The 22,919-nt window shown below is 53.8% G+C and carries 36 protein-coding genes; 34 read left to right on the top strand and 2 right to left on the bottom strand.

All coding sequences use genetic code 11. The features are described 5' to 3' along the window. The first annotated feature begins 58 nt into the window (after nt 1-58). Complete coding sequence (locus ACYVG7_RS07725; RefSeq protein ID WP_460882607.1) at nt 59-592, top strand: hypothetical protein; 534 nt, start codon at nt 59-61, stop codon at nt 590-592. On the opposite strand, the gene ACYVG7_RS07730 is transcribed toward ACYVG7_RS07725, so the two are convergent. After that, nucleotides 587-1,333 carry a LexA family protein gene (locus tag ACYVG7_RS07730; protein WP_460882608.1) on the bottom strand — a complete coding sequence of 249 codons (747 nt, stop codon included), beginning with the start codon at nt 1,331-1,333 and terminating at the stop codon, nt 587-589. The genes ACYVG7_RS07725 and ACYVG7_RS07730 overlap by 6 nt on opposite strands. Nucleotides 1,334-1,362: 29 nt before the next feature. Here ACYVG7_RS07730 and ACYVG7_RS07735 point away from each other — a divergent pair, with 29 nt between their 5' ends. Further along, nucleotides 1,363-1,551, top strand: coding sequence for a Cro/CI family transcriptional regulator (locus tag ACYVG7_RS07735; protein ID WP_460882609.1), 189 nt, complete (start codon nt 1,363-1,365; stop codon nt 1,549-1,551). 19 nt (nt 1,552-1,570) lie between these two features. Further along, nucleotides 1,571-2,080: a phage regulatory CII family protein gene (locus ACYVG7_RS07740; protein ID WP_460882610.1), complete on the top strand. Its 510-nt coding sequence runs from the start codon at nt 1,571-1,573 to the stop codon at nt 2,078-2,080. Here the strand turns inward: ACYVG7_RS07740 and ACYVG7_RS07745 are convergent, their stop codons facing one another. Then, complete coding sequence (locus tag ACYVG7_RS07745; RefSeq protein ID WP_460882611.1) at nt 2,081-2,536, bottom strand: hypothetical protein; 456 nt, start codon at nt 2,534-2,536, stop codon at nt 2,081-2,083. It lies immediately after the preceding gene. Between the two features lie 275 nt (nt 2,537-2,811). Here ACYVG7_RS07745 and ACYVG7_RS07750 point away from each other — a divergent pair, with 275 nt between their 5' ends. From ACYVG7_RS07750 to ACYVG7_RS07900, 31 genes are all read left to right on the top strand, one after another. Further along, a complete protein-coding gene (locus tag ACYVG7_RS07750; RefSeq protein WP_460882612.1) occupies nt 2,812-2,976 on the top strand; it encodes a hypothetical protein in 165 nt (54 codons plus the stop codon). After that, complete coding sequence (locus ACYVG7_RS07755) at nt 2,969-4,081, top strand: hypothetical protein (RefSeq protein WP_460882613.1); 1,113 nt, start codon at nt 2,969-2,971, stop codon at nt 4,079-4,081. The genes ACYVG7_RS07750 and ACYVG7_RS07755 overlap by 8 nt, the downstream gene beginning before the upstream one ends. Next, the gene (locus ACYVG7_RS07760) at nt 4,059-4,544 is read left to right on the top strand and encodes a hypothetical protein (RefSeq protein ID WP_460882614.1); all 486 of its coding nucleotides are present in this window, start codon (nt 4,059-4,061) and stop codon (nt 4,542-4,544) included. Before ACYVG7_RS07755 ends, ACYVG7_RS07760 begins: the two co-directional genes overlap by 23 nt. Next, entirely contained in the window at nt 4,544-4,738 is a 195-nt protein-coding gene (locus tag ACYVG7_RS07765; RefSeq protein WP_460882615.1) for a hypothetical protein, read from the top strand. Before ACYVG7_RS07760 ends, ACYVG7_RS07765 begins: the two co-directional genes overlap by 1 nt. Then, complete coding sequence (locus ACYVG7_RS07770; RefSeq protein WP_460882616.1) at nt 4,731-5,060, top strand: hypothetical protein; 330 nt, start codon at nt 4,731-4,733, stop codon at nt 5,058-5,060. Before ACYVG7_RS07765 ends, ACYVG7_RS07770 begins: the two co-directional genes overlap by 8 nt. Further along, on the top strand, nt 5,050-5,478 hold the full coding sequence (locus ACYVG7_RS07775; RefSeq protein WP_460882617.1) for a DUF4406 domain-containing protein: 429 nt from the start codon (nt 5,050-5,052) through the stop codon (nt 5,476-5,478). Before ACYVG7_RS07770 ends, ACYVG7_RS07775 begins: the two co-directional genes overlap by 11 nt. 9 nt (nt 5,479-5,487) lie before the next feature. Then, a complete protein-coding gene (locus ACYVG7_RS07780) occupies nt 5,488-6,297 on the top strand; it encodes a BRO-N domain-containing protein (RefSeq protein ID WP_460882618.1) in 810 nt (269 codons plus the stop codon). Continuing rightward, on the top strand, nt 6,294-6,464 hold the full coding sequence (locus ACYVG7_RS07785) for a hypothetical protein (protein ID WP_460882619.1): 171 nt from the start codon (nt 6,294-6,296) through the stop codon (nt 6,462-6,464). Before ACYVG7_RS07780 ends, ACYVG7_RS07785 begins: the two co-directional genes overlap by 4 nt. A gap of 208 nt (nt 6,465-6,672) precedes the next feature. Further along, nucleotides 6,673-6,921: a hypothetical protein gene (locus tag ACYVG7_RS07790; RefSeq protein ID WP_460882620.1), complete on the top strand. Its 249-nt coding sequence runs from the start codon at nt 6,673-6,675 to the stop codon at nt 6,919-6,921. Next, complete coding sequence (locus tag ACYVG7_RS07795; RefSeq protein WP_460882621.1) at nt 6,884-7,882, top strand: DUF968 domain-containing protein; 999 nt, start codon at nt 6,884-6,886, stop codon at nt 7,880-7,882. Before ACYVG7_RS07790 ends, ACYVG7_RS07795 begins: the two co-directional genes overlap by 38 nt. Beyond that, complete coding sequence (locus ACYVG7_RS07800; RefSeq protein WP_460882622.1) at nt 7,879-8,253, top strand: RusA family crossover junction endodeoxyribonuclease; 375 nt, start codon at nt 7,879-7,881, stop codon at nt 8,251-8,253. Before ACYVG7_RS07795 ends, ACYVG7_RS07800 begins: the two co-directional genes overlap by 4 nt. Beyond that, nucleotides 8,250-8,828 (top strand): hypothetical protein, encoded by a 579-nt coding sequence (locus ACYVG7_RS07805; RefSeq protein WP_460882623.1) that lies wholly within the window; start codon nt 8,250-8,252, stop codon nt 8,826-8,828. The genes ACYVG7_RS07800 and ACYVG7_RS07805 overlap by 4 nt, the downstream gene beginning before the upstream one ends. 325 nt (nt 8,829-9,153) lie before the next feature. Beyond that, nucleotides 9,154-9,969, top strand: coding sequence for a TIGR04255 family protein (locus tag ACYVG7_RS07810; protein WP_460882644.1), 816 nt, complete (start codon nt 9,154-9,156; stop codon nt 9,967-9,969). Beyond that, nucleotides 9,966-10,709: a hypothetical protein gene (locus ACYVG7_RS07815; RefSeq protein WP_460882624.1), complete on the top strand. Its 744-nt coding sequence runs from the start codon at nt 9,966-9,968 to the stop codon at nt 10,707-10,709. Before ACYVG7_RS07810 ends, ACYVG7_RS07815 begins: the two co-directional genes overlap by 4 nt. Beyond that, a complete protein-coding gene (locus tag ACYVG7_RS07820; RefSeq protein ID WP_460882625.1) occupies nt 10,690-11,601 on the top strand; it encodes a hypothetical protein in 912 nt (303 codons plus the stop codon). Before ACYVG7_RS07815 ends, ACYVG7_RS07820 begins: the two co-directional genes overlap by 20 nt. A gap of 401 nt (nt 11,602-12,002) precedes the next feature. Then, entirely contained in the window at nt 12,003-12,335 is a 333-nt protein-coding gene (locus ACYVG7_RS07825) for a phage holin, lambda family (protein ID WP_460882626.1), read from the top strand. Continuing rightward, nucleotides 12,322-12,783 (top strand): glycoside hydrolase family 24 protein, encoded by a 462-nt coding sequence (locus tag ACYVG7_RS07830; RefSeq protein ID WP_460882627.1) that lies wholly within the window; start codon nt 12,322-12,324, stop codon nt 12,781-12,783. Before ACYVG7_RS07825 ends, ACYVG7_RS07830 begins: the two co-directional genes overlap by 14 nt. Nucleotides 12,784-13,101: 318 nt before the next feature. Continuing rightward, on the top strand, nt 13,102-13,320 hold the full coding sequence (lysC, locus tag ACYVG7_RS07835) for an Rz1-like lysis system protein LysC (protein ID WP_460882645.1): 219 nt from the start codon (nt 13,102-13,104) through the stop codon (nt 13,318-13,320). A gap of 103 nt (nt 13,321-13,423) precedes the next feature. Next, on the top strand, nt 13,424-13,714 hold the full coding sequence (locus ACYVG7_RS07840; RefSeq protein WP_460882628.1) for an HNH endonuclease: 291 nt from the start codon (nt 13,424-13,426) through the stop codon (nt 13,712-13,714). Nucleotides 13,715-13,809: 95 nt separating this feature from the next. Next, a complete protein-coding gene (locus ACYVG7_RS07845) occupies nt 13,810-14,295 on the top strand; it encodes a phage terminase small subunit P27 family (protein ID WP_460882629.1) in 486 nt (161 codons plus the stop codon). Between the two features lie 9 nt (nt 14,296-14,304). Continuing rightward, the gene (locus tag ACYVG7_RS07850; RefSeq protein ID WP_460882630.1) at nt 14,305-16,026 is read left to right on the top strand and encodes a terminase large subunit; all 1,722 of its coding nucleotides are present in this window, start codon (nt 14,305-14,307) and stop codon (nt 16,024-16,026) included. Continuing rightward, nucleotides 16,020-16,211, top strand: a complete 192-nt coding sequence (locus ACYVG7_RS07855; RefSeq protein WP_460882631.1) for a hypothetical protein — start codon at nt 16,020-16,022, stop codon at nt 16,209-16,211. The genes ACYVG7_RS07850 and ACYVG7_RS07855 overlap by 7 nt, the downstream gene beginning before the upstream one ends. After that, nucleotides 16,211-17,464 carry a phage portal protein gene (locus tag ACYVG7_RS07860; RefSeq protein ID WP_460882632.1) on the top strand — a complete coding sequence of 418 codons (1,254 nt, stop codon included), beginning with the start codon at nt 16,211-16,213 and terminating at the stop codon, nt 17,462-17,464. The genes ACYVG7_RS07855 and ACYVG7_RS07860 overlap by 1 nt, the downstream gene beginning before the upstream one ends. Next, nucleotides 17,452-18,384: a S49 family peptidase gene (locus ACYVG7_RS07865; protein ID WP_460882633.1), complete on the top strand. Its 933-nt coding sequence runs from the start codon at nt 17,452-17,454 to the stop codon at nt 18,382-18,384. Before ACYVG7_RS07860 ends, ACYVG7_RS07865 begins: the two co-directional genes overlap by 13 nt. A gap of 69 nt (nt 18,385-18,453) precedes the next feature. After that, on the top strand, nt 18,454-19,743 hold the full coding sequence (locus ACYVG7_RS07870; protein ID WP_460882634.1) for a phage major capsid protein: 1,290 nt from the start codon (nt 18,454-18,456) through the stop codon (nt 19,741-19,743). Nucleotides 19,744-19,801: 58 nt separating this feature from the next. Continuing rightward, entirely contained in the window at nt 19,802-20,128 is a 327-nt protein-coding gene (locus tag ACYVG7_RS07875) for a hypothetical protein (RefSeq protein ID WP_460882635.1), read from the top strand. Between the two features lie 3 nt (nt 20,129-20,131). Further along, complete coding sequence (locus ACYVG7_RS07880; RefSeq protein ID WP_460882636.1) at nt 20,132-20,467, top strand: head-tail connector protein; 336 nt, start codon at nt 20,132-20,134, stop codon at nt 20,465-20,467. Between the two features lie 110 nt (nt 20,468-20,577). Continuing rightward, nucleotides 20,578-21,015, top strand: a complete 438-nt coding sequence (locus tag ACYVG7_RS07885) for a hypothetical protein (protein WP_460882637.1) — start codon at nt 20,578-20,580, stop codon at nt 21,013-21,015. Beyond that, nucleotides 21,015-21,575, top strand: a complete 561-nt coding sequence (locus ACYVG7_RS07890) for a hypothetical protein (protein WP_460882638.1) — start codon at nt 21,015-21,017, stop codon at nt 21,573-21,575. Before ACYVG7_RS07885 ends, ACYVG7_RS07890 begins: the two co-directional genes overlap by 1 nt. Beyond that, complete coding sequence (locus tag ACYVG7_RS07895) at nt 21,572-21,988, top strand: hypothetical protein (RefSeq protein WP_460882639.1); 417 nt, start codon at nt 21,572-21,574, stop codon at nt 21,986-21,988. Before ACYVG7_RS07890 ends, ACYVG7_RS07895 begins: the two co-directional genes overlap by 4 nt. Nucleotides 21,989-22,099: 111 nt before the next feature. Beyond that, nucleotides 22,100-22,864 (top strand): phage tail tube protein, encoded by a 765-nt coding sequence (locus ACYVG7_RS07900; RefSeq protein WP_460882640.1) that lies wholly within the window; start codon nt 22,100-22,102, stop codon nt 22,862-22,864. Nucleotides 22,865-22,919: the final 55 nt, after the last annotated feature.

A 22,919-nucleotide genomic window follows, 5' to 3' on the forward strand; every position in this document is an offset into this window, starting at 1 on the left:
TTGTTTTTTGCCGCATATGGATCTATTAAACTGGGGTGATTAACCACAAGGAGGTGTTATGAGTGAGATAGTGGCGTGCCCTAGATGCGGAAACCTGATCGAGGGTGATGTGATTTGTAATCAGTGTGGTTTTGATGGGGGTAAAACTGAAAAACAGAACCCTGTAAAAGATCCATCAACATGGACTGACGATAGTTCAGTTAGCAGTTCAAGTAGCAAGAAAGAATTATTGAATCAGACAATGAAATCAGTAGGAAACACAGCAAACAATAAAGGCAATACCGTTCTTATTTCACTAACTGCAGTGGTGGTGTTTATTTTGGTATTTGCAATTTCAAGCAGCAAGGTACCGATGTGGCCACTGTATCTGTTGTTAGCAATGGTCGCGCCTTTTGGTATCACTGGATATTACGTTGGGCGCAGAACTGGGAATGCATTAGAAGGTTTTTGGTTTGGGGCGATACTTGGCCCACTAGGAATCATTATTGCCTTCGTACTTGAGGATAAAGAACGTGAAAGTTGCGTTATGTGTGGTGAGAAGATCCGCATTGACGCGCATGTATGCCCGTTTTGCGGTGATGCGAAATCATAGACACAGGTCAATCACTACTTGTTTTACAATTCCAACAATGCGGCAATTTCCATTGATAGGGATCGGGTTATAGCGGGCATTCCATGGGACCAGATAACGGTTTGGGCCATCGATCATTAACTCCTTGACGGTGGCTTCATTGCCGCCGTCAAGCATTGCTACTACAACCTTGCCTGCTATATGGTCTGGGTCAAACTGCGGTTCAACAATGATCTTTGCGCCATCTGGAATGCTCTGTCCATCAGCCCGCTGCATGCTGTCACCCCTCACCGTGAGGGCGAATGCGCTTCTTGATACACTGGCCGTTGTCGACACCCAATCAGAGCAGTCGGCTAATGTTGCCGCTTGGCAGGTGTCTGTCCATTCGCCAGCGCGCACCCATGAGATCAGAGGAACTCGCCTTGCGGTGGTGGCATAAAGCGACATTGGTTCCGTAATCTGCTTGTGATCTGTCTTGCCGTACAAGAGCCACTCGATATCACAATTCAATGCCTTGGATAGGCTAAACAGATTTTCGCCTTCAGGCTGAGTAGTTCCATTTTCCCACTTTGTAATAGCCACTCGGCTAACAGAAACCAGTTTGGCAACCTGATCCTGGGTTAGCCCCAGCTGAACTCTTCTTGCTCTAACCCTGTCACCGAAAGCACCCACATCATCACCTAAAGAATTATCCGCCGTGTAACAAATGTTACGCGAGGGATTGGTAACTGTGGTTGCATGTTTATGTAACGATTGGTACATTGAGGCATCCATTCCATTGGGTGTGAACGATGAAAAAGCAAAGTGTTATAGACCATTTCGGTGGCGTGTCTGAGGTTGCCAAGGCTCTCGGCATCAAACATCCAGCCGTTTGTCGGTGGCCTGATGTGATTCCTGAACTCCGTGCCCGCCAGCTGGATGAACTGACCAATGGATCGCTCAAGTTCAACCCTGACGACTACCGCAAGTCCAGCCACTAATTCATTCATGAGGCCAATGATGACACAGTTAGATAAAACAACTACGAGAGTTGAGCGTGACAACTCTCACGCATCTGATCCCATCGAGGCCGTTTACCAGCTTGGACGGCGATACAACATTACTCAGATGGCACGCCTCATGAGCTGCAAACGCCCATCCACGCTGATCAATAAGTTTAATCCAGCATGTGAAGGGCATCACTTAACCCTGTCTGAAGCCATTGCTGTCACCGAGTTTACGAACGACAACGCCATTATTTCCGCTTGGGCTTTGAGCCGTGGGCAGATGCTGGTGGATATGCCTGCAGGTGCGGTGAGTGACGAGGATCTGGTGGAGCAGGTGCTGCTGGCTCAATCCATTTTCGGGCAACTGATGCAGGTTATTCATGATGCTCGCCGTGATGGCGTGATTGATCGGCTTGAGCAAGCTCAGATTGAGCGTGTTGGGCGGGAGTCGGCCCAGCATGTACTGGGCCTTATCTGCTCGACTGGCGCCAATGTTCGCGAACTGAACGCTGGGCGGGGTTAATCAGCTATGAGTCGGCAGATCGCCAGCAAGGAACGAGCACAGTTTTTCCAATCCCGTCAGCTGGTGGCTATCAGGCACACCGAGCGCGATGGAGGCCCGAATGTGTGCTGCATTGCGCAGGGCGCCGAATACCTCGCTGTCGTTGTCCTGGATCGCCATGAATCGCTGCTTGAGTTCTGTCTCATCGCCATCGAAAGCGAGCAGAGCTTTAACGTTTCTGGCCTGCTGCTCGGCACGAACAGCCTTAGCCCCGAATTGACACACCAGGGACACCGCCGACAACAGAGCGATGATCGCTCCGATGTACGGGGCCAGCTCGACAAACCCGGCACACATGGCACCAAGGAATATCTGACCGATGCTCATGCCGCGGTCAATGCGGCCGCACAGCGTGGCTTGCATGGTCTCGAGGTGGAAGGTGTAGCGGATGTTGAACATCAGATTGTAGTTGCTCATGGCGGTGTCCTTTTGGGGTTACTGCTTGGGTGGTGTTGGCGCTGGTGGAGGTGGGACAGGCCGGTAAGGAACCTGGGCGTTGCCTTTGTCTATCAGCATATTGACTCCTGTGTTGTTGGTTGGGAATTGAGCAGCTGAACCATAACACAAGAAGGAAGCCTGACCCAAACAGGTCGCGGCCCGGCGTTAAGGGCACCGAATTGTGGATAAAAAAACGCCCCGCACTGCGCAAACAGTCGGGGCTCGGAACACTAGGTCGCAAGGAGACCGTGAACATGGAAAAGAGTACCGAAACGCAATTGAAACGACAAGGCGCTTGTCTTGTTTTGATGAGTCGCCCAGGTCAAGGCTGGGGCTGGTATTTACGCGGTGAGCGCTTAGATCGTGATGCGGCAGCCCAGGCGCTCAATGCGAAGGTAAGTGAGGTGCGGAATGGGTAGCGTAGTTCGTGCCGAGTTTGGGCGGCCTATGGTTGCCCAGGCAGCCAAGGGGGAGCGGGTGAGTGACAATAAGCGAACCGGCTTTGTGCTGATGTATCGGAGCCTGTTGAGTGTTCCATTCAAGAACATGCCTGAACGGTTTGCCGTGTGGGTCCACCTAATGCTGGAAGCATCCTATGACAGTGATGCTGTGACCTTTAATCGCAACACTATTCGCCGCCAGCGTGGGCAGATTGTTACCTCTGTTGCCAAGCTGGCACAGGAGTGTGGCGTCAGTGAGGACAGCGCTAGGCGCTCTCTGGAGGCGTTCGAGCGCGATGGCATGATCAGTCGTATGACTCAGCGTGGGTCGCGAGGCTACACGGTCATCGCGTTGAGCAACTATGACGACTATCAGCGCGGAATTAACCGCGCATTTGATGAAACTAATTTCGCGGAATTGGATGCCAATTTGAAAGCCGCGCCAGCACTGGGCGCAAGTGGGTATAGCAACGAATTGCCCGCAGATTTAGGCGCGGAATTACACGCCGAATTACACGCCGAAGATCTAAACAATAAAACAAATAAACAAACCATAGATCCAGATCTAAATCCTGTTGGGTCCGAGTTCGCTGACGCGACCTCGACCCAGACCATGCCGACAGATCATCCGAATGATTCACCCCTTCCAGAAACCGCAACCATCCACGCTCGCAGTGGCAAGACCTTGCTGTGGGGCACGGCTGACGACCAGCAGTGCGCTGAGTGGATCCGTGATACCAGAGCCAAGTCGTTTGCCATCCGAGGGCTGTCCGAACCCAAGGCACCCTCTCTGGCTCGCTGGTCAAACGATATTCGACTGATGCGTGAGCATGACGGCCGCAGTCACCGAGAAATCTGTGAACTTTTTGCGTTCGTCTGCAAGACCGGTCGAGAGCTGGAGTTCTGCCAGTCGCCGGACAAGCTCCGGTCCCAGTGGGATGCCCTGCAGCTCAAGCGGTCGAACGCCCAGAGTGGCGTAACGAGCCGCACCAGACCGCTGAGCAACCTCGCAGCCGCACAGCAAGCGTCGATGGCGATGCAAGCACAAGGTCGGGGGCTCTATGACGATGACACCCCGCTGTGATGTGGCGCCAATCACCGGCGCAGTTGCTCGGTCCGATGCCCAGGCCGTTACCGACCGGATGGCCTCGTTCCTGGCTGATGAGCTGTTCCCGCTGATGGCCGGATTGTGGCCAGCCAGCGCCAACCAACTGGACGGAAACGCTCGTGGTGCGGCCATGGCGTTCGGGCAGCTGCTCAAGGGGTTTACTCCGGCGCAGATCCGAGAGGCTGTGATGGCACTGGCCAATGATGCCGATCGGCAGTTTGCTCCTCGCCCGGTTGATGTTCGCCGTGTCTGCGTTGAATTGGCTGGGTGCGATGTGCCGGCTGTTGTCCCTAGTGTGTCGATTCGCGCCCTGGAGATGCAGGCGGAAGCTCTGGTGCTGCGTGGGCAGTTGGTTCGTGAAGAGTTGCCTCGCTATGTCGACGGGCTGATCGCCCGGGTGCAGGGCCGAGGCCACCAGGTAACCGGGAAGGTGATCTGATGTTATGGGTTCTCGGTGTTATCGCTCTGGGTGGGTTGGTGCTGTTGCTGGTGTTGGCGATGGTCAGCACTCCGACACTGGACCCTCGTGATTATGGTGATCACCTCGATCCTGAACTGACAGGCAATGCAGGTGTGAGTGAGTTGGTTGAGCTGGCCGCCCGGGTGCGGAAGGAGAGCAAGGGTAATGAATAACCGTCTGGGGAAAGTCCTTTTCTGGGTACTGAATGCGCTCGTGTTGTTGTTCCTGGCGGCGGCTATGAGCCTGCCAGCTATGGCGGCGCCGGTGGCTGCTGATAACACCATGGGCATGGTTCTGATGGTGACATCAGTAGTGCTGTTCTGTGGGTTCTCCATTTGGCCGACTCGGTTCATCTGGGCACTGACCCTGGTAATCCGGATACCGGTACTGGTGTTGATCTTGTTTGTTGCGGGGATGGGGAAGTTGCTGATGCGCATTGACCATATTGTGGCCCTGACCGGCCGCCGAGTTCTGGAGGTTGGGAATGACCGTTAATACCCATGAGAAAGGGGCCAAAGTCAGGGCTCAGTTGATCCACCACGCGACCGAGTACAAGCAAATTGCACTTGATGGCCGCAAGGTCTACATCGCAGGACCTATGACTGGATTGCCAGAGATGAACCGGCCAGCTTTCAGTGCTGCGGCTGAGTATCTGGAAGGGCTCGGGGCCAAGGTCATGAACCCTGCGATCTTGCCAGATGGCTGGGAGCATCACCAATACATGCGGATCGCTATCCCGATGATGATGGAGTGTGAGGTGGTGGCATTCCTGCCTGGTTGGCAAGACAGCAAAGGAGCCCGGGTTGAGTTTACTCGGTCCCGTGCGTTTGCCCTGGTGCAGGTCGCGCTGGATCTGGGGACGCCTGTTGATGGCCTGCCTGTGGTGCGCAGTCACCGGGCATTGATGGTGTAGGGGGTGATCATGGATCTGATGCGTTTTGACAGTGAGCAGTTTGGGTTGGTGCGGATTGTTACCGATGAGATTGGCGAGCCTTGGTTCTGTGCTGCTGATGTGTGTCGAGCCCTTGGATATAGCAATCCTCGGAAGGCAGTGGCAGACCATGTTGATGAGGGGGATGTAACGAAACGAGACACCCCCACATCAAGCGGCATGCAGTCAATTTCCTACTTTAACGAGGCAGGGCTTTACTCGCTGATCTTCGGCAGCAAGTTGCCAACGGCCAAGGCGTTCAAGCGCTGGGTGACGAGTGAGGTGATTCCCGCCATTCGCAAGACTGGCAGCTACGGGGTTCCGGCCATTCCTGATGTGGCGGCAGTGCAGCGTGACCTCCTGTTTGCTGAGGTGTCGGCCCGCATGTTGAACATGAGCAGTTCTGGTCGGCTGGGGATGCTGCAAAAGATCCAGGCTCAGCATCATCTGCCAAACCTTCTACCTTCTTACGCCATCGATGCGCCGAGTGATGCCGTCGATGGCAGTTCCCGCCCGACATTCTCTGCAACCGAAGGACTCAAGGCCTTCAATGTTCAGATGAGCGCCAAGGCCTTCAACACCATGCTGGCATCCCATGGTCTGCTGGAGAAGATGACCCGGCCAAGCACCAAGGCACAGGGCCAGCAGCGCGAGTTCTGGGCTGTGTCACCCCGAGGGTTGCTGTACGGCAAAAACATCGTTGATCCGCGCAGCCCACGGGAGACCCAGCCTCACTGGTTCCAAAGTCGATTCAAGGATCTGCTTGGCGTTCTCGGCTTACTCGGGGAGAAGGCGGCATGAGTGGACACTACGAGGACGAATGGGAGCAGGCTGAGCTGCAGAAGATGAAGGAGCACCCTGGGCATAAAGGACCGATGCGGCAAATACCGAACCGGCTCCGCGTTGTTGCTCCGGATGTGAAACCGAATCGCCCTGGCCGGTATCGCCCGGGTAAGCCGAAGCCGTGAAGCTCCAACCGCTGACGCAGGAGGATGCCGAGAGAACCAAGTGGCATTTCGAGGCATATGGCTGGTGCTGGCGAATGGATGCAGGTATGGCAACTGCCGAGCAGATCCGGGATGAGGTGGAAAAGTGCCCTGAAGCGTACCGAGCGTATTTCAGGGACTGGCTGAACCGGTACCGGCAGGCATTCAAAGAGAGTCGTGAGAGGCGGGCATGGATAAACCAGCGTGGAGCAGGCACCAGTACCGGATCGGGGCGATGCGGAACACCTTCACCAACAAGGAGCGGTTGGAGATAGGCAAGAAAGCGCAGCGGTTGGTGTCCATGTATCTGCGGTTGTTGATGGAATCAGGCGACAAGGAACGGCAAGAGTATTTCACGGCTCAAGTTAGAGGCCGATTACGAGAGCAGTTAGGGGTTAAAGATGCAGGCAGTTCTGGCGACAGCGGTACCGGTGAATGAGTTGGGGCTTCTAGTCCTGAAGCTGGGCAGTCAGTTGGCTCAGGCCCCTCGAGGGAGTGTTTTGCTCTCTTCGGCGCCGGCGGCATTCGATTCACTTCAACCCGGGTTGGTGAATATTCCTGGAGTTGCAGCAGAGAGCCCGCTACTTGCCGATCGGCGGTTGGTCCCACTGTGGAATGCCCTGGGTGAGCTCAGTGCCCGGCATCTGGATTCTCTCCAGGCCTTCATTCGTCGTGGCCACGGTTGCCAGATGGCCAGTGATGAGTGCCACAAGGAAGTGACGCTGCGAAAGGTTGGCGGGAGCTGGGTTCGGTTGTGCTGGATCCACGACCACGAGTTGGCAGATGAGGCGGTGATTCAAGAAGCGGCGCTGCGCAACCAGGCTGCGTTCTGGCTGCAGGTGATCCGCGGCGGATTGCACCTCCCCACTGGTCATGCCGTGTCTCTTCCTGAGCTGTGCTGGTGGCTGACATTAAACGGGTGGATTGACCGGTTGCCGGAAAGCATCACACGGGCGGTACTTGGGCGCCCTGAATCATCATCCCGGCAGACTCCCCTTGGGTTAATGGATACCGATGATCAGTACCTCCCTGAGCCAACAGAGCAGATCCAGCGGCTGGCTAAGCCTGTGGTTCGCTTCATTGCCGATGCTGAGCCTCCGCTGTCATTCATTCCCAGGCCAAAGCCGATGCGGTGGAAATGCGAAGCCTATACGCGCTTTGTGAAGGTGCAGCCCTGCGTGGTCTGTCAGCAGCAGGCCGATGATCCGCACCACTTAATCGGGCACGGGCAGGGGAAGATGGGCAGTAAGTCGCACGATTTGTTCACGTTTCCGCTGTGCAGGCAGCACCACGACGAACTTCACCGAGATGTATCCGGATGGGAGCGCAAACACGGCAGCCAGCTCGAGCACCTGGTTGCAACACTGGATCGAGCACTGAAAGTGGGTGCGCTTGAATGAACGACATCACGATTGAGTTGCCGTGGCCACCCAGCACTAACCGGATCTGGCGGAATGTTGTGGTCAGGGGCCGACCGCAAACGCTGCTGAGCGTCGAGGGCCGCCAGTTCCGCACCTTAGCAGCCCAGCACTGCCTGATTGCGAGAGCTGCAGGCAAGAATCTGGCAGGTCGGCTTGACGTGTCGCTGGTGGCTATGCCGCCCGATCGCCGGGCTCGGGATCTGGATAACGTCCTAAAGGCGACGCTGGATGCGTTGACCCATGCAGGCGTCTGGCTGGATGACAGCCAAATCGACCGGCTCACCGTAAGCCGGGGAGAGATAACAAAAGGTGGACGCCTGGTGGTGACCATTAAGGGGAGTGCTGAATGAATGTGGCTATCGTTCTGGCCGGGCTGACGCCGCGGGCAAAGCAGATTGACGGGATGGGGTTTGGTGGCAAGCCGGTATGGGATTTTGCCGATCGGGTTGGTTTGCTCAAGGGGCTCAATGGCCCGGCGCTGGACTGGGCTTATTACCGCTACTGTGGCCACGAGGCCAAACTGTTGCCGGTTGTGCGCTACCTGCAAATGAGCATCGACCTGTTTTGTGGTCTCCGGCGATATCGCCTTAAGCGTGAAACCCGCGCCGGGCTGGTGGAGGTAGCACTGCAGGAGTACATGGCGCCGATATGCAATGTGTGTGATGGCGCAGGCAAGGTTCACACCGGGCGCTATACGATGCCCTATGGCGTTGATTGGTCAATTCAGCCAGTGCTGGAGGAATGTCCTCGATGCCATGGTGCTGGCCGGAGTCGGATGTCACAGCGAGCAATGGCGTCGGCGTGTGGGATTGCACACAACAACTGGGGTGCTGCACATGATGCAGTTCTAGCAGATGTGACAAGGCTTCTGGCTGAACTTGATTGGAAGGTGTGGGCTTGCAGCGGGCGGGTGAACCATAGGTAACGATGTGAACAAAATTGAACAGTGCAATCAACAAGCGAAGCGGATCAAGATCGATTATCCAGAACTCGGGTACATGCAACGTCTGGTTGTAGTGGCCAAACAGATGGGGTGCATGGATTACCAAGGTTTAAACGCGAAAAACACCTAGTTGTCAGGTCATCCGACCCGTGATTTAGTACACAGGCTATTTCAATGAGATGATCAGAATGCCGCTTGCAAAAATTTTTTCCAATCTCCTGTTACTACATCGTCAAATGATCGACATGTGTTTACTTTGGTGTATAGTTAGATAAATTCTTACTCATTATTCGGGTTGCCAATCGTGATGACAAATCGTTCAGGTATCCTCCAGAACTCTCCTCTCGTCTATGTACTCACATCCATTCGATTCGCCCCTTGGCCGCTGCTGTCAGAACGGTTTCCGCAGATCCAAGATGCGCTTCGAGACATTGCGCCATTGACCCACGAGTTCCAGTTCCAAGTACCGACTCCTAGTATGTCCATGCAGCCTGAGTTTACGACTTCTAAGATGTGGATGTTGCTGTCTCCTGACCGAAATCTTGGAATTCAGTTTTCAGCTGAGCAGGTTTTCATTTTCACTCGCAATTACACTAGTTACACTGAATTTGAAAAAGTGCTAGAACGTGTTCTAAGTCAGTTGCTGCAACAAATGAGATTTATAGATATTAACGCGATGGGAGTGCGTTTTATCGATCACATAAAAACCTCATCTCAGGAAGAGCTTGAAAAATACGTATCTGCTCAGCTGTTGGCTCCTAGATTTGAAGGTTTTGAGCAGCTAGGTGGATCCAGTATGACTAGCTACCAATGTGGCTTGGATAAGGAGCTTCGTGTTCGCTATACAAACTTCCCAGGACAACCAAGCATTAGTGAAGACCTAATGAACGTACTTTTCATGGCTCAAGATCCGGCGGTTGGAGTGCATGTCGAAAATCTGAAACCCGGAGAATCCTTGATCGATATGGATGCTATTCACCAAGTGAAGCAACCATTAAGAGTAAATTCGGCACAGGATGCGCTACAATATTTGCGAGAACTACACTCGGTCGCAAATGATTTCTTTAGACATAAAGACGTATTCACTGACTACGCGTTTGCGTCATGGAAAGGTGAAAAATGACTGCATTAACCATGAATTCCAGTTCAATGAATTATATTCCTATGAGGTCTCAGTCAGGCTACAAAGCCACGGCTACAGGTTTCATGGAAATGGTTTCCAATTTGTTCTCAAGAGGCGTTAGCTCCAAAGTTACTGCAACTGCAACTGCAACTGCAACTGCAACTGCAACTGCAACTGCAACTGCAACTGCAACTGCAACTGTAAATGCGACTGCTCCACAGATTAATCAAAGATTTGTTATACTGATTGATGGTCATCCGATTATTATATCTACATCGAGAGAGCAGGTAAGAACTGTTGTTCAGGAAAAAATAGAATCTCTGAGCATTGTTGAGCAGTTGAATACGATAAAGGATTTTTTATGCCTGACAGTTACACAGATATCCGAACTGTTTAATGTAACCAGAAAAACAGTTTATGACTGGTATGAAGGTTCTGCTCCTAGACCGAATATCGTCACTCGGATCAACGCTCTTTACAATATTGTTCGTTCGAAATCTGTTTTAGTAGACATGAAGAGCTTGAAAAAGGTCTGGAATCTTCCGCTCAATGGTAGATCGTTTATCAACGTGCTCAACACTGCTGCCAACCAGGATCGGCTTGAAGCAGAACTGAGCGAAATGATCAACGAGCTCGCCCCACGAATGATTTCGAATATTCAAAAACCTCCGACGGACAGTAGACCGCAAGGACATAACAGTGTAGTAGACGGGATTATTCGTGAAGCAGATATCCGATGAAGATCAACTTATTCTTAATGAGCTAAATGCCAAAGGATGGTGGCAGGGATCGCTGATCCACAGAGACAGCATCCCTAACACTTCTCAGGCGCACAGCGATTGCGAATGGTGGATTATCGCATCGCAGGCCTGCAATATTTACAATGATAATTTCGACACGGTACCTGTTATTGAATTGATTGGTGCATCAAAAATACCGAATCTGTCGAATGATTATGCCAATGGATCTAACCCTCGAAAAATTCACCTGACTGCCAGTGGTGAAAACCAAAACTTATTGCTGTTGGCTGATTCACAGAAAAGATTATGGATTCCAAGAAAAAACCTGTGTGAGATCGAGGCACCACAATTCAAGCTCGAAAATCAATACACTCAGCCATTCAGCAATAAAGATCTTTGGTTAGATAAATTCAGTTCTTGGTTATCTCGTGGATACACGAGGATTGCGTTACCAGATGAATTTAATGTGATTCTTGGCCAGAGTAAGATTAGAGAGGAGATCGACAAACTTGCGAAAAGATCTCACTTGGATTTGTATGGGGTATTCCTGACAATCACAAGTGATGAAGACGGACTGAATAAAGAGATTGGAGCGCTCATCGGCCCTTATGATCTTGAAATATTAGTGGCTTGCTACGAAGATGTCGATCCGCTACCGATTAAGACACAATTGGTTCAGCGTCTCTTTAGCGATAAGGTGAAAGCCCCTGGCGAAGAAGATCAAACAATAACTCGATCGGATTTAGCTCGTAAATTAGGTATTCGGATATTTAAAGAATCCGTTGATGTTAGGTCTGTATCAAATATCACGATGAGCGAGTTGCTCGTCAAAAATACAATAAGGTACAACTTGGTTGACTTTCACTCGGTAGCAGATTCTTCACAGCTATGAATTTTCACAGCTACACTAATCAGCTTTCTGCTTCATGAAATACAGCTAGTATGATTAGGCCATTCCTAATGGCAAAACCATCGAATGGTGGTTTATTAAAAGAATTGTATGAGATAACACGAAACAGAAATTGTTTTTGCTAAAATACATCAACCAGAGCGGTTTCCTAGTGGTTCGTTGAGCCTGAGTCTTCGCAATCGTTTACATCCTATCCGAATGGGTAAGCACGTATAGCAAACCACAACATATTGAAGTGAATATGTTGAAACGTACCAGATTTAGTGCTTAAATTCCCATGCTGCGGTTTTTCCGCTCTGAACCCACCTTGTGTGGGTTTTCTCATTTCTGAGCCCTGACTTTTGTCGGGGCTTTTCATTTGTGGCCCCACCGGGGTGGTGGATATGAAGATGCCAAACAGAGACCCTGGCCTGTGGGCCTTCGTGCTGTGGTGGATAGACGCCCACCAGACGACCATCTATGGCGCTTTCCTTGCCTTAGTTACTGCCTACATCCGAGTGACCTACTCGGGTGGGTCGGTTCGTCAGCGCGTCCTCGAGTCCTTGATGTGTGGCGCTATCAGCTTGTCGCTGATGAGCGCGATGGAGTGGATTGGCGTCCCTACCTCTGCCAGTGGGTTCATCGGCGGGATGGTTGGGTTCCTCGGGGTCGACAAGCTCCGATCTGCTGCAGAGTTATTTTTGACAAAGAAGGCGGGCGGCGATGGCCAGAATTAATGAGCATCCGAACGTAGTCGCATTCCTCGATATGCTGGCATGGAGTGAGGGAACGATTGGAAAGGGAGATGATGGGTACAACGATATCGTTGACCCGGCCGGTTTCTTCACTGACTACAGCAAACATCCGAACCTACGGGTCCAGGTTAACGCAAAGATTAAGTCTACTGCTGCTGGGCGCTACCAGCTGCTGTCTCGCTACTACGAGCCGTACCGCAAACAGCTTGGCCTTCCGGATTTTTCCCCTGTCAGTCAGGACAAGATCGCAATCCAGCAGATCAAGGAGCGAAGGGCCTATCAGTTGATTATCACCGGTAAGGTCTCGGAGGCTATATCTCGTTGTTCAAACATATGGGCCAGCTTGCCGGGTGCTGGATATGGCCAGCGGGAACATAAGCTGGCTGACCTGATCCGCATGTACCAGCGCTTTGGCGGTATTGGCCAATGAGTCCAATCACTCGAACCGTTGTGACATGGATGGGTATTGCTCTACTGATTGCGGGCATCCTCATCTACGCCAATTACTACAAAGTGCTAGCCGCCGAGAACCAAGGCAAGCTGAGATCAACTGAGCAGCAACTGGCAGGGCAAAGCAAAGTGCTAGCCGCGTACCGAGAACAGTCGCAGAAGAATGCCGAACTCGTTGCAGAGCAGCAGTCGATGGTTGCTTCACTGAGTAGCGAAGCAACTGTTCGGCGCCAGCGCTTACGTCAACTGGAGTCAGAGAATGAACAGATCAAGCATTGGGCTGACGCTCTGTTGCCTGATGGTGTTGCTCGCATGCGGGTGCGCCCAGCCATTACCGGAGCAAAGGCTTATTACCAATGGCTGTCCGAAGGTAACTCCGTGCGTTCTGCCGGCAGTCAGCCCACAGGCCAACAGGGACCTGAACTCCAACACTGACGACATTGAGCTGGCATGGGCCGAGTGTGCCGCCAAGGTTGATACCATCGTTGATTGCCAATCGGCGATCGATAGCCAATAGACCTGGAGGTAGTGTGCCACCCCGGACACCAAAGGTATGCCGAGAGCGCACATGCAATCGGCTGACAACCGAGAGACACGGATACTGCCAAGATCATGCTCACATGGCTGATGGATGGCGGAATGTGGCGCAGGTTAAGCCTGAAGACCGTGGGTATGACTGGGCTTGGCGCAAGCTGAGAAAGCGCATCCTCGAACGAGATCGCTATCTCTGCCTGGTCTGTCTTGCTCAAGGTGTCGCCACGCCTGCAAACGAGGTTGACCACATCACCAACAAGGCATCAGGCGGCACCGACGACGAGACCAACCTGCAGGCCATCTGCAAGCATTGCCATGAGCTAAAGACGTACGCAGAGGCGCAGGCCGCGAGGCTGATCAGCAAGTCGAGGGGGTAGGGGGGATCAAATCCTTCCACCTTTTCGACTTCCCCACTGCTCCGCCTCGTTAAATTTTCACACCCGCGAAATTAAAAAATTAAACCGGAGGGCCGATGGCTGGGAAAGCAGCCGTTCCAGGCCGAGGCCGGAGGGCCAAGCCAACGGCGAGAAAGTTACTGGCTGGTAACCCTGGTAAGCGAGCAATTAATCAGCTCGAACCAACCTTCACCCCTCTGATGAATGTGGATTGTCCTGATTGGTTGGCTGGTGATGAGTACGCAGCCACGTTGTGGGACATGCTGATCGGTGAGCTGTGTGGCGCTCAGGTGCTTTGCATCACCGACTTGCACAACCTTGAGGCGTTCTGTGCTGCTTACTCTCGATGGCGGAAAGCCGAAATTGAGATGGCAACTCATGGATTGGTTGTAGAAGGAGCTACCGGTGGGCCAATAAAAAACCCAGCTTGCACCGTGGCTAATGAATCACTGCGTCAGATGACCAGTTACGGAGCCTTGCTTGGATTGGATCCATCAAGCCGTTCTCGCCTGATTGGTGGCGGTAAGAAAAAAGGAGAGGCCAACCCCTTCGCAGACTTTTAGGGATGACCTATGGCAGCACGCAAAAGCTATCCGTTCGTCAACGAGGCGAACCAATATGCGCGTGATGTTATCAGAGGAAAGATCCCTGCTTGCCGTTACGTTATCCAGGCTTGTCAGCGTCACCTTGATGACCTGACCAAAGAGAAATCTGCCAAGTTTCGATTCAAGTTCGACAAGGACAAAGCCGAGCGGGCTGCCAAATTCATCCAGCTGCTTCCTCACACCAAGGGGGAATGGGCGTTCAAGCGGCAGCTAATAACCCTCGAGCCGTGGCAGTTGTTTGTCGTCTGCGTGGCTTTCGGATGGGTTCGCAAGGGCAGCGGCCTTCGGCGGTTCCGTGAGGTTTACACTGAGATCCCTCGGAAGAACGGAAAATCTGCCATCTCTGCCGGGGTAGCACTGTACTGCTTCGCGGCCGACAACGAGTTCGGCGCAGAGGTTTACTCGGGCGCCACCACAGAGAAGCAAGCATGGGAAGTATTCCGCCCAGCCAGATTGATGGCCAAGCGCACCCCGTTCTTGCTCGAGCGGTGGGGGATTGAGGTCAACGCATCCAACCTGAGCATCCCTGCTGACGGCGCCCGCTTTGAACCACTGATCGGCAATCCTGGTGACGGGCAATCGCCAAGTTGTGCCGTGGTGGATGAATATCACGAGCACGATGCTGACGATCTCTACACCACCATGGTGACAGGGATGGGGGCTCGCAAGCAGCCATTGATGTGGATCATCACCACTGCTGGTTACAACATTGACGGTCCTTGCTACGACAAGCGCCGGGAAGTCATCGAGATGCTGGCCGGCACGGTGCCGGATGATGAGCTTTTTGGAATCATCTACACGATTGACGAAGGCGACGACTGGACTGATCCGAAGGTACTGGCCAAGGCCAATCCCAACATGGGGATATCCGTCTATGCCGATTATCTGCTAACGCAGCAGAGCAAGGCGATCAAGTCAGCTCGCTTCGCCAACAAGTTCAAGACCAAGCACCTAAATGTTTGGGTGTCGGCCAAGACGGCTTTCTTCAACCTCCAGCGTTGGCAAGAGTGTGAGGACAGAACCCTCACCCTGGAGCAGTTCGAGGGACAGGAATGCATATTGGCATTCGACTTGGCTCGAAAGCTCGACATGAACTCAATGGCTCGGATCTTCTGGCGCGATATCGATGGCCGCCGACACTATTACAGCGTCGCTCCCCAGTTCTGGGTGCCAGAGGACACGGTGAACAATACCGACAACCGCCGCCTGGCGGAGCGGTACCAGAAATGGCAGAACCTTGGTGAGCTCACCGCCACCGATGGCGCCGAGGTCGACTACAGGGAAATCTTGGAAGAGGCCAAGGAGGCGCAGCGGATTGCCAATGTGCTTGAGACTCCGCTTGATCCGATGGGGGCTACCGCCTTGGCACACAGCCTTGCGGATGAGGGGATGAGTCCAATCACGATTACCCAGAACTACCAGAACATGTCCACTCCCATGAAAGAACTGGAAGCGGCGATTCAGTCTGGGCGTTTCCATCATGACGGGAACAGCTTGATGACGTGGTGTATTGGCAACGTCATCGGCAAGAACCTACCAGGCAACGATGACATGGTTCGCCCAGTCAAAGAATCAGCCGATCAGAAGATAGACGGCGCGGTGGCGCTCATCATGGCCATCGGTCGCGCCATGGTTCCCGATCGGGAAGAAGACCGCTCAATTTACGAAACTTCGGATGTCCTATGCTGATCCAGCTCACCATCTTCATTGTTGGCCTGTTAGGGGCGGCATTACTCTCCTATGGCGCTTGGCTGGTCTATCCGCCCGCCGGGTTGCTGACCGCAGGAGTCCTGGCCATGGCCTGGTCTGGCATGATGAGCCGGGCGGTGGCCATGCAAAAAATGGAAGCCAAGCGCAAGCGGGAGGGTAGCTGATGTTTCTACCTATGATGTTTGGCTCTGGTAACAAGGCTGGCAATTTCAGCCAGTGGATGAGCTCCATGGTTGGCCGAACCGCAAAATCGGGTGTGCTGGTCACCCCTGAAACGGCCATCGCTGTGGCCGCTGTCCGTGCTTGCGTCACCCTACTGGCTGAATCGGTCGCCCAACTTCCGTGTGAGCTCTACCGCCGTGATGGTGACAAGCGCGAGCGTGCCACGGATCACCCGCTTTACGACCTGATCCACAACCAGCCAAACCAGAAAGACTCCGCCTTTGAATTCAACGAGCAGCGCATGGGTCATCTTGGCCTGCGCGGCAATAGCTATAGCCTGATCGACCGTGATGGTGCGGGTTTCATCACCGAGCTGATCCCGGTGAACCCTGATAAGGTTGCTGTGCTCAAAGGGCCCGATGGCTTGCCCTATTACCAGTTGCTGGGGGAAGGAAACAAGATCCTTTCTATGCGGCAAGTTCACCACGTCAAGGCCTTCTCTCTGGATGGCTTTGTCGGGCTGTCACCGATCCAGACCAATCCTGACACCATCGGCCTGACCATGGCCGTGGATGAACATGCCAGCCGGGTATTTGCCAATGGCACAACACTGAGTGGGGTTATAGAAAGTCCAACGGGCGGCGCCAAGTTCGAATCTCAGGCAAAGCTGGATGCCTTTCTCAATAAGTTTGTTGAGCGCCACTCCGGGCTGCGCAATGCCTTTTCTGTTGCGCTGCTGCAGGAGGGAATGCAGTACAAGCAATTGGCCATGAACAATGAGCAGGCTCAGTTGCTGGAGTCTCGCAAATTCGGCATCAGCGAGATTTGCCGTCTGTACAAGGTACCTCCCCACATGATCGGGGATCTTGAACGATCTACCAATAACAACATCGAACACCAAGGTCTCCAGTTCGTCATCTATACCCTGCTGGCGTGGCTCAAGCGGATAGAAGGAGCCATGATGCGAGACCTGCTCTTGCCAAGTGAGCGGCGCGATCTCTACATCGAATTCAATGTATCCGGCATGCTGCGTGGTGATCAGAAGTCGCGTTACGAATCCTATGCCTTGGGTCGCCAGTGGGGATGGCTCAGCGTCAACGATATCCGCCGCCTGGAAAATCTGTCACCTGTCGCTGGTGGCGACATTTACCTGACGCCGCTCAACATGATCCAGACCGGAAAGCTGCCGGACGGAATAACCAAAGCCACCGCCGAACAACTCAACGAGATCGAGGCCATTCTATGCCGAAACTGATTAACTACCCCCATTTGGCGGACATGGCATTTGGCCAGCCGCTCTACGCTACCTCGAGCATCGTTGCCTCGGTGAAAACCCTGCTGATCCCTCGGCTGCTGGGTCAACATGCTGACATCTTTGCCGCTGACCCAATGCCATCCGAGCCAGTCGTCGCATTGGAGGCACAAAGCGAGTCTCGTCACCAGGTGGCTGGAATCGCCATCATCCCAGTGCATGGGATTTTGGTTGCTCGGCGTGGACAGATCGACAATACCTGCAGTGAACTGACCAGCTATGAGCGTCTTCGGGGGGCTATTGCCACAGCCTTGGCGGATGAACGAGTCAAGGAGATCGTTCTGGATATCAACTCAGGGGGAGGCATGGCAACCGGCTGCAAGGAATTGGCCGACTACATCTATGCCAACCGGGCTACCAAGCCCATCACGGCCCTGGTGAACCACGGCGCCTACTCTGCAGCCTACTTCATTGCCGCCGCCTGTAATCGGGTGGTGGTGAGCGAAACCGGAGGTTGCGGATCGGTTGGTGTCATTATGGAACACATGGAGGTCTCCAAGTGGGAGGCCCAAGTCGGCCTGACGTTTACCACCTTCTACCGTGGCGAGCGCAAGAACGATGGATCCCCTCATGAACCTCTCAGCGAGGGAGCCGTCAGCGCCATCAATCACCGACTGGATCAGGCCTACGACCTGTTTGTCAACTCAGTCAGCAAGTACCGGGGGCTGGATGTCGCGGCGGTTATTGCTACCCAGGCTGCCTTGTTTTCCGGTCCTGATGCAATTGCGTGTGGGCTGGCTGATGAACTGGCAAGTCCGCAGGATTTCATCAACGCCCTGGCCTCCAAGGTCTCCGTCTCGAACAAACAAAACCAGCGTATTGGCCTGCGGGCCAGAGCGATGGATCAACAACTCACGCTCTAGCCCTGCGGCGGAGCACACACAACCAAGCCCCGAAAGGGGCTTTTTTTATGCCCAAAAGGAACCATCGATATGCTTAAAATCGAAGCACTCCGCCGCCAGCGCGCCGACATCAACGCCAAAGTGCAAACCTTGGCCAAGATCGAAGCCGATGGCACTGAACTGACCGCAGAGCAACTGACTGAATTCAATCAGCTCTCTGCAGAATTTGACAACCTCAGCGCCCAGATCAACCGCCTGGAAGCTGCCGAGCGCATGAATGCCGCGCAGGCTAAGCCGGTACAGGCTATCGCCGTTGTCGGTGCCAGCGCTGCTGTGCATGTAAAGCCAGAGCTCAAGCAATATGAAGGCGCCAAGATGGCCCGTCTGGCCATGTCGGTTGCCGCTGGCGGTGGCGATCTGCAACTGGCCGAGCAGTTTGCTGCCAAGGAAATCGGCGATGCGGATGTGGCGATGGCTATCAGCACTGCCGCTGGTTCTGGCGGGGCTCTGGTCCCTGAGTCTTTCCACTCGGAAGTTATCGAACTGTTGCGCCCCCGCACTGTGATTCGCCGCTTGGGGGCTCGATCCGTCCCGCTGCCTAACGGCAACCTGACTATGCCTCGCATGGCTGGTGGGGCAACGGCAAGCTATGTTGGTGAAGGTGCTGACCCAAAAGCTACCGGTGCTAACTTCGATGATGTGAAGCTCTCCGCCAAGACCATGATCACCATCGTGCCAATGTCCAATCAACTGATTGGTAATGCCGGCTACAACGTCGAGCAGTTAGTGCTGGGTGACATGCTGTCAGCCATGGCTGTTCGTGAGGACAAGGCATTCCTGCGCGATGATGGCACTGATAACACCCCGACTGGGTTCAAAGCCATTGCTACCGCGGCCAGCCGTACCAAGCCTTGGAGCGGGACCGCGACTCTGGAAGCGATCGACGCTTTCTTGGATGGCCTCATTCTGATGCTGATGGCTTCTGACTCGCTGATGATTAATCCGGGCTGGGCGCTGAGCCCGCGCAGTTACATGAAACTGTTCGGTCTGCGTGATGGGAATGGTAACAAGGTCTATCCGGAGCTGGCGCAAGGGCTGCTCAAGGGTTACCCGATCGCCCACACCAATACCATCCCGGTAAACCTCGGCGCCGGAACCAATGAGTCTGAAATCTACTTCGCCGACTTCAACGACGTGGTGATCGGTGAGCAGGACAACATGACCATCGACTTCTCTCGCGAAGCCACTTACGTCGACTCCACTGGCACCCTCGTTACAGCCTTCTCCCGTAACCAGTCTGTGCTGCGCTTGGTCGCCAACCACGACATTGGTTTCCGCCACCCAGAAGGGTTGGCGCTGGGCACTAGTGTCACCTGGTAAGACAACGGGGCCCCGGGAACGGGGCTCTTCCTCCTCCGCTATCACTTAAGGAGCCGTCATGGCTAAACAACCAGTCGCCGATGCAAAGCAAGGCGAACAGCTTGCACAACAGAGCCAGTCAGAACAGGGGGCTCCGAATCCAGCTCCAGGTGCTGGGGTGGGTGAGCAAGACAAAGACATCATCACGAAGGCGGAAGAATCGGGCCTACAAGACCGGCAGTCTGATATTGCGCCGGTTACAGAGAAGGTCGTTGTCACCCTGCTGGGGCCGTACAAGAACTACAGCAAGGGCGATATCACCAGCTTCTATCCGGAAGTTGCACAGCACCTTATTAAATCGAAGCTCGCCGAGCCATATCTGGTTCAGGAACAGGGCCAGGAGTAATACATGCTGATCAGTCCTGAGGAGGCAAAGCGACAGTGTCGGCTCGAACTGGATGACGCCACAGAAGATGATCATCTCGGGCTATTGATTGCTGCGGCGATTACCCAGATCGAGAACGATATCAACAAGCAGCTAATTCCAGCTGACCAAGAACCCGCAGTGAGTTCAGAGGTGTCGATTACTCAGCAGCTAACGCCGACACTGCGGATGGCAGCCCTCATGCTGATCAGCCATTGGTACACCAACCGGGAGGCGGTAGTGACTGGCACGATCGCCACCACCTTGCCGCTGGCCTATGCAAGCCTGATCAACCCATACCGGGATCTGGCAGTTGGCTAGGAGGACGCATGCTTAAAAGTGGAGACCTCAACAGCCGGTTGACCCGGTTTGGGACTGGCTCAGGTTCGCCGCCCAGTTGGCCAAACCTTGGATCTCTATGGGCAAAGCTGGTGGCCCCAAAATCAGCAGGGCGTGAATCTCAATCCAGTATCTATGCCAGTGGCACCACGTTCATCACGATACGGCCTCGCGCCGGTGTTCTGCCTGGACAGTTACTCAAGCATGGGGCTGATTGGTATCTCATCGAGGACATCAGCGTCACGCCTGGTGAGATGCAGCTTGCAGCCAGAAAGCTGGCCGGTGAGCCAGCGCAATACATCCCGAAAGGTGGTGAGCCTTATGCCATATCGGCGTGGCTGGCCATGGAGAATATTCTTGTTGGGGCTCGCTCCGAGCCTCGCCAGCAAATCGATCTGATCCTGCCTGAGCTTGTTTGGCCCTTTGCCAGAATTGGCGATCTAATTGCCATGCGCGGACGGAGCTTTCGGATCGAAGGCAAGGTGGAAGGTTCAGATAATGGCACCACAATTCGCGTGATGGTGAGCTGATGTCAGGCGGAACAAGTCGTGCCAGGCGACCGAAAGCCATCACCCTGGTCGGATTGAATGAGCGCATGGAGGAGTTCAAGGCGTTACCTGCGAAGCTCAGGCAGCAGATTGCTGGCATCATCAATGAGCAGGCGAAGGAGACCCGGGCCGACCTGATCCAGCGCATTACCGCAGATGGATTTTCCGAGGCGTCGGTCAAGGCTCGAATCAAGATTGGTAGAGCCTCATCAAAGAAGGATGAGGCAACCATCTCGCTCGACACAAAAAGAGTACCTTTCTCAAGGGTTAAATTCACAACAGCCACAGAAGATAAAACAGGAACTCGGGCAAGTGTTTTCGTGCAGCGAGGCGGCAAGCGAGTTCAAGTCTACGGGTTTGTGAACCCATACGGCAAAAAGCAAAAGCCACTGATCCGTTATGAAAAGGCGGGGAAAAAAGTGCTTGTGCAGTCGTCTGGCGTCGGGTTGAAGCAGTGGTGGGATGGGATCATCACCGAGCAGTACATCACGCAGATTCAAAAAAGCCTCGAAATTAGAATCACACAGGAGATCGGCCTATGACCGCAGTTACCGTGATCGTTGACGCTCTGCTGACAAAGATTCGTTTGATCTCTGAGTTCAGCAAACCAGATTGCGTGTGTGATGGCATTCCTCAAATTGATGAATACACCCCGCTGCCGGTGTGTCACCTACGAGAACTCAAAGAAAGAGGAATCGAACGGCGCGGGACCGGATGGAAGCGGTCGAGGGCGTTACAGCTCGACCTGTATCAAGATGTTTCTGATGGCCGAGCCGCCCGAGATGCACTGCTCGATTCCGTACTGAACACGCTCGTTCCTTTGACATTCGGAGTTCCTTTGGAAGGAACCTCTTTGCTGAAGCTGAGCGTTGGAGAGATCACCCTGGAACCTGAGGAAATACAATCTGAGCTGTACCTAACCTCGATTCCTATCACCATTGAGTACACCACCTGACGTGATGCTCGCCAATCTCTAAACCTCAACCCGCTTCGGCGGGTTTTCTATTTCTGCACACTCACCACCCGCTCTGGCGGGTTTTTTATATCCGCATAGGAGATGCCCGCCATGGGTAAATTTGTTGATACAGGCCTGCTGTTGGCAGGTGATGTTTTCATGTCAGAGATCCTGTCTGCTGGCGTTTATGGTCCGGCATCCGGGCCGATCAACGTCAGCCAGTTGCAACTGACTCCACCGACCACCGAGGAGAAGAGCCGAGCCTCAAATAAGAAAGAGAGCTTCGGCCAGACCTTGGATGCTGTTCAGGTGCCGAAGGATCCGGCCAAGGTGTCCATCAAGTGGGATACCGCCAGCAAAGCTCTGCTGGCTGACGCCGTTGCAGGTAAAGCGGAATCGTTCGCCACTACATCCAAGACTGTGGCAGATGAGGCGGTGACTCTATCTGCTGATGGTTATCTGGAGCTGGCCAACCAGAACATCGATACCACCGGTTGGTCTGTGAAGAAAACCTCCGACAGCACTCCGCTGGTGGAGGGCACTGACTACGAAGTGAAACGCGATTTGGGATTGATCATGGCGTTGACGGAGGCGGCGGCCGTAGCGGTAAAGGTCTCCTACAAGACCAAGGTTGTTTCTGGAACCAAGGTATCGGGTGCCACCGAGATCACCAAGCCACGCCGGATCCTGGTGGATGGTGTCAACCTTGCAACCAACGAGCGCGTGCGTGTTGTCATCGAACACGGAGTGTTTACCGCCAAAGGTGCCACCGACCTGATGAAGGGCGACTTCATTGAAGGCGAGCTGGAGGGAACGCTGGTCACTCCGGCTGGCAAGACAGCGCCATGGACTATCGAAGTATTTGACGTGGCTTAAGCCGGGTCACCACTGACGATTATCCCACTACGACAGGGCGCTATGCGCCCTTCTT

Source organism: Pseudaeromonas pectinilytica, assembly GCF_054780855.1.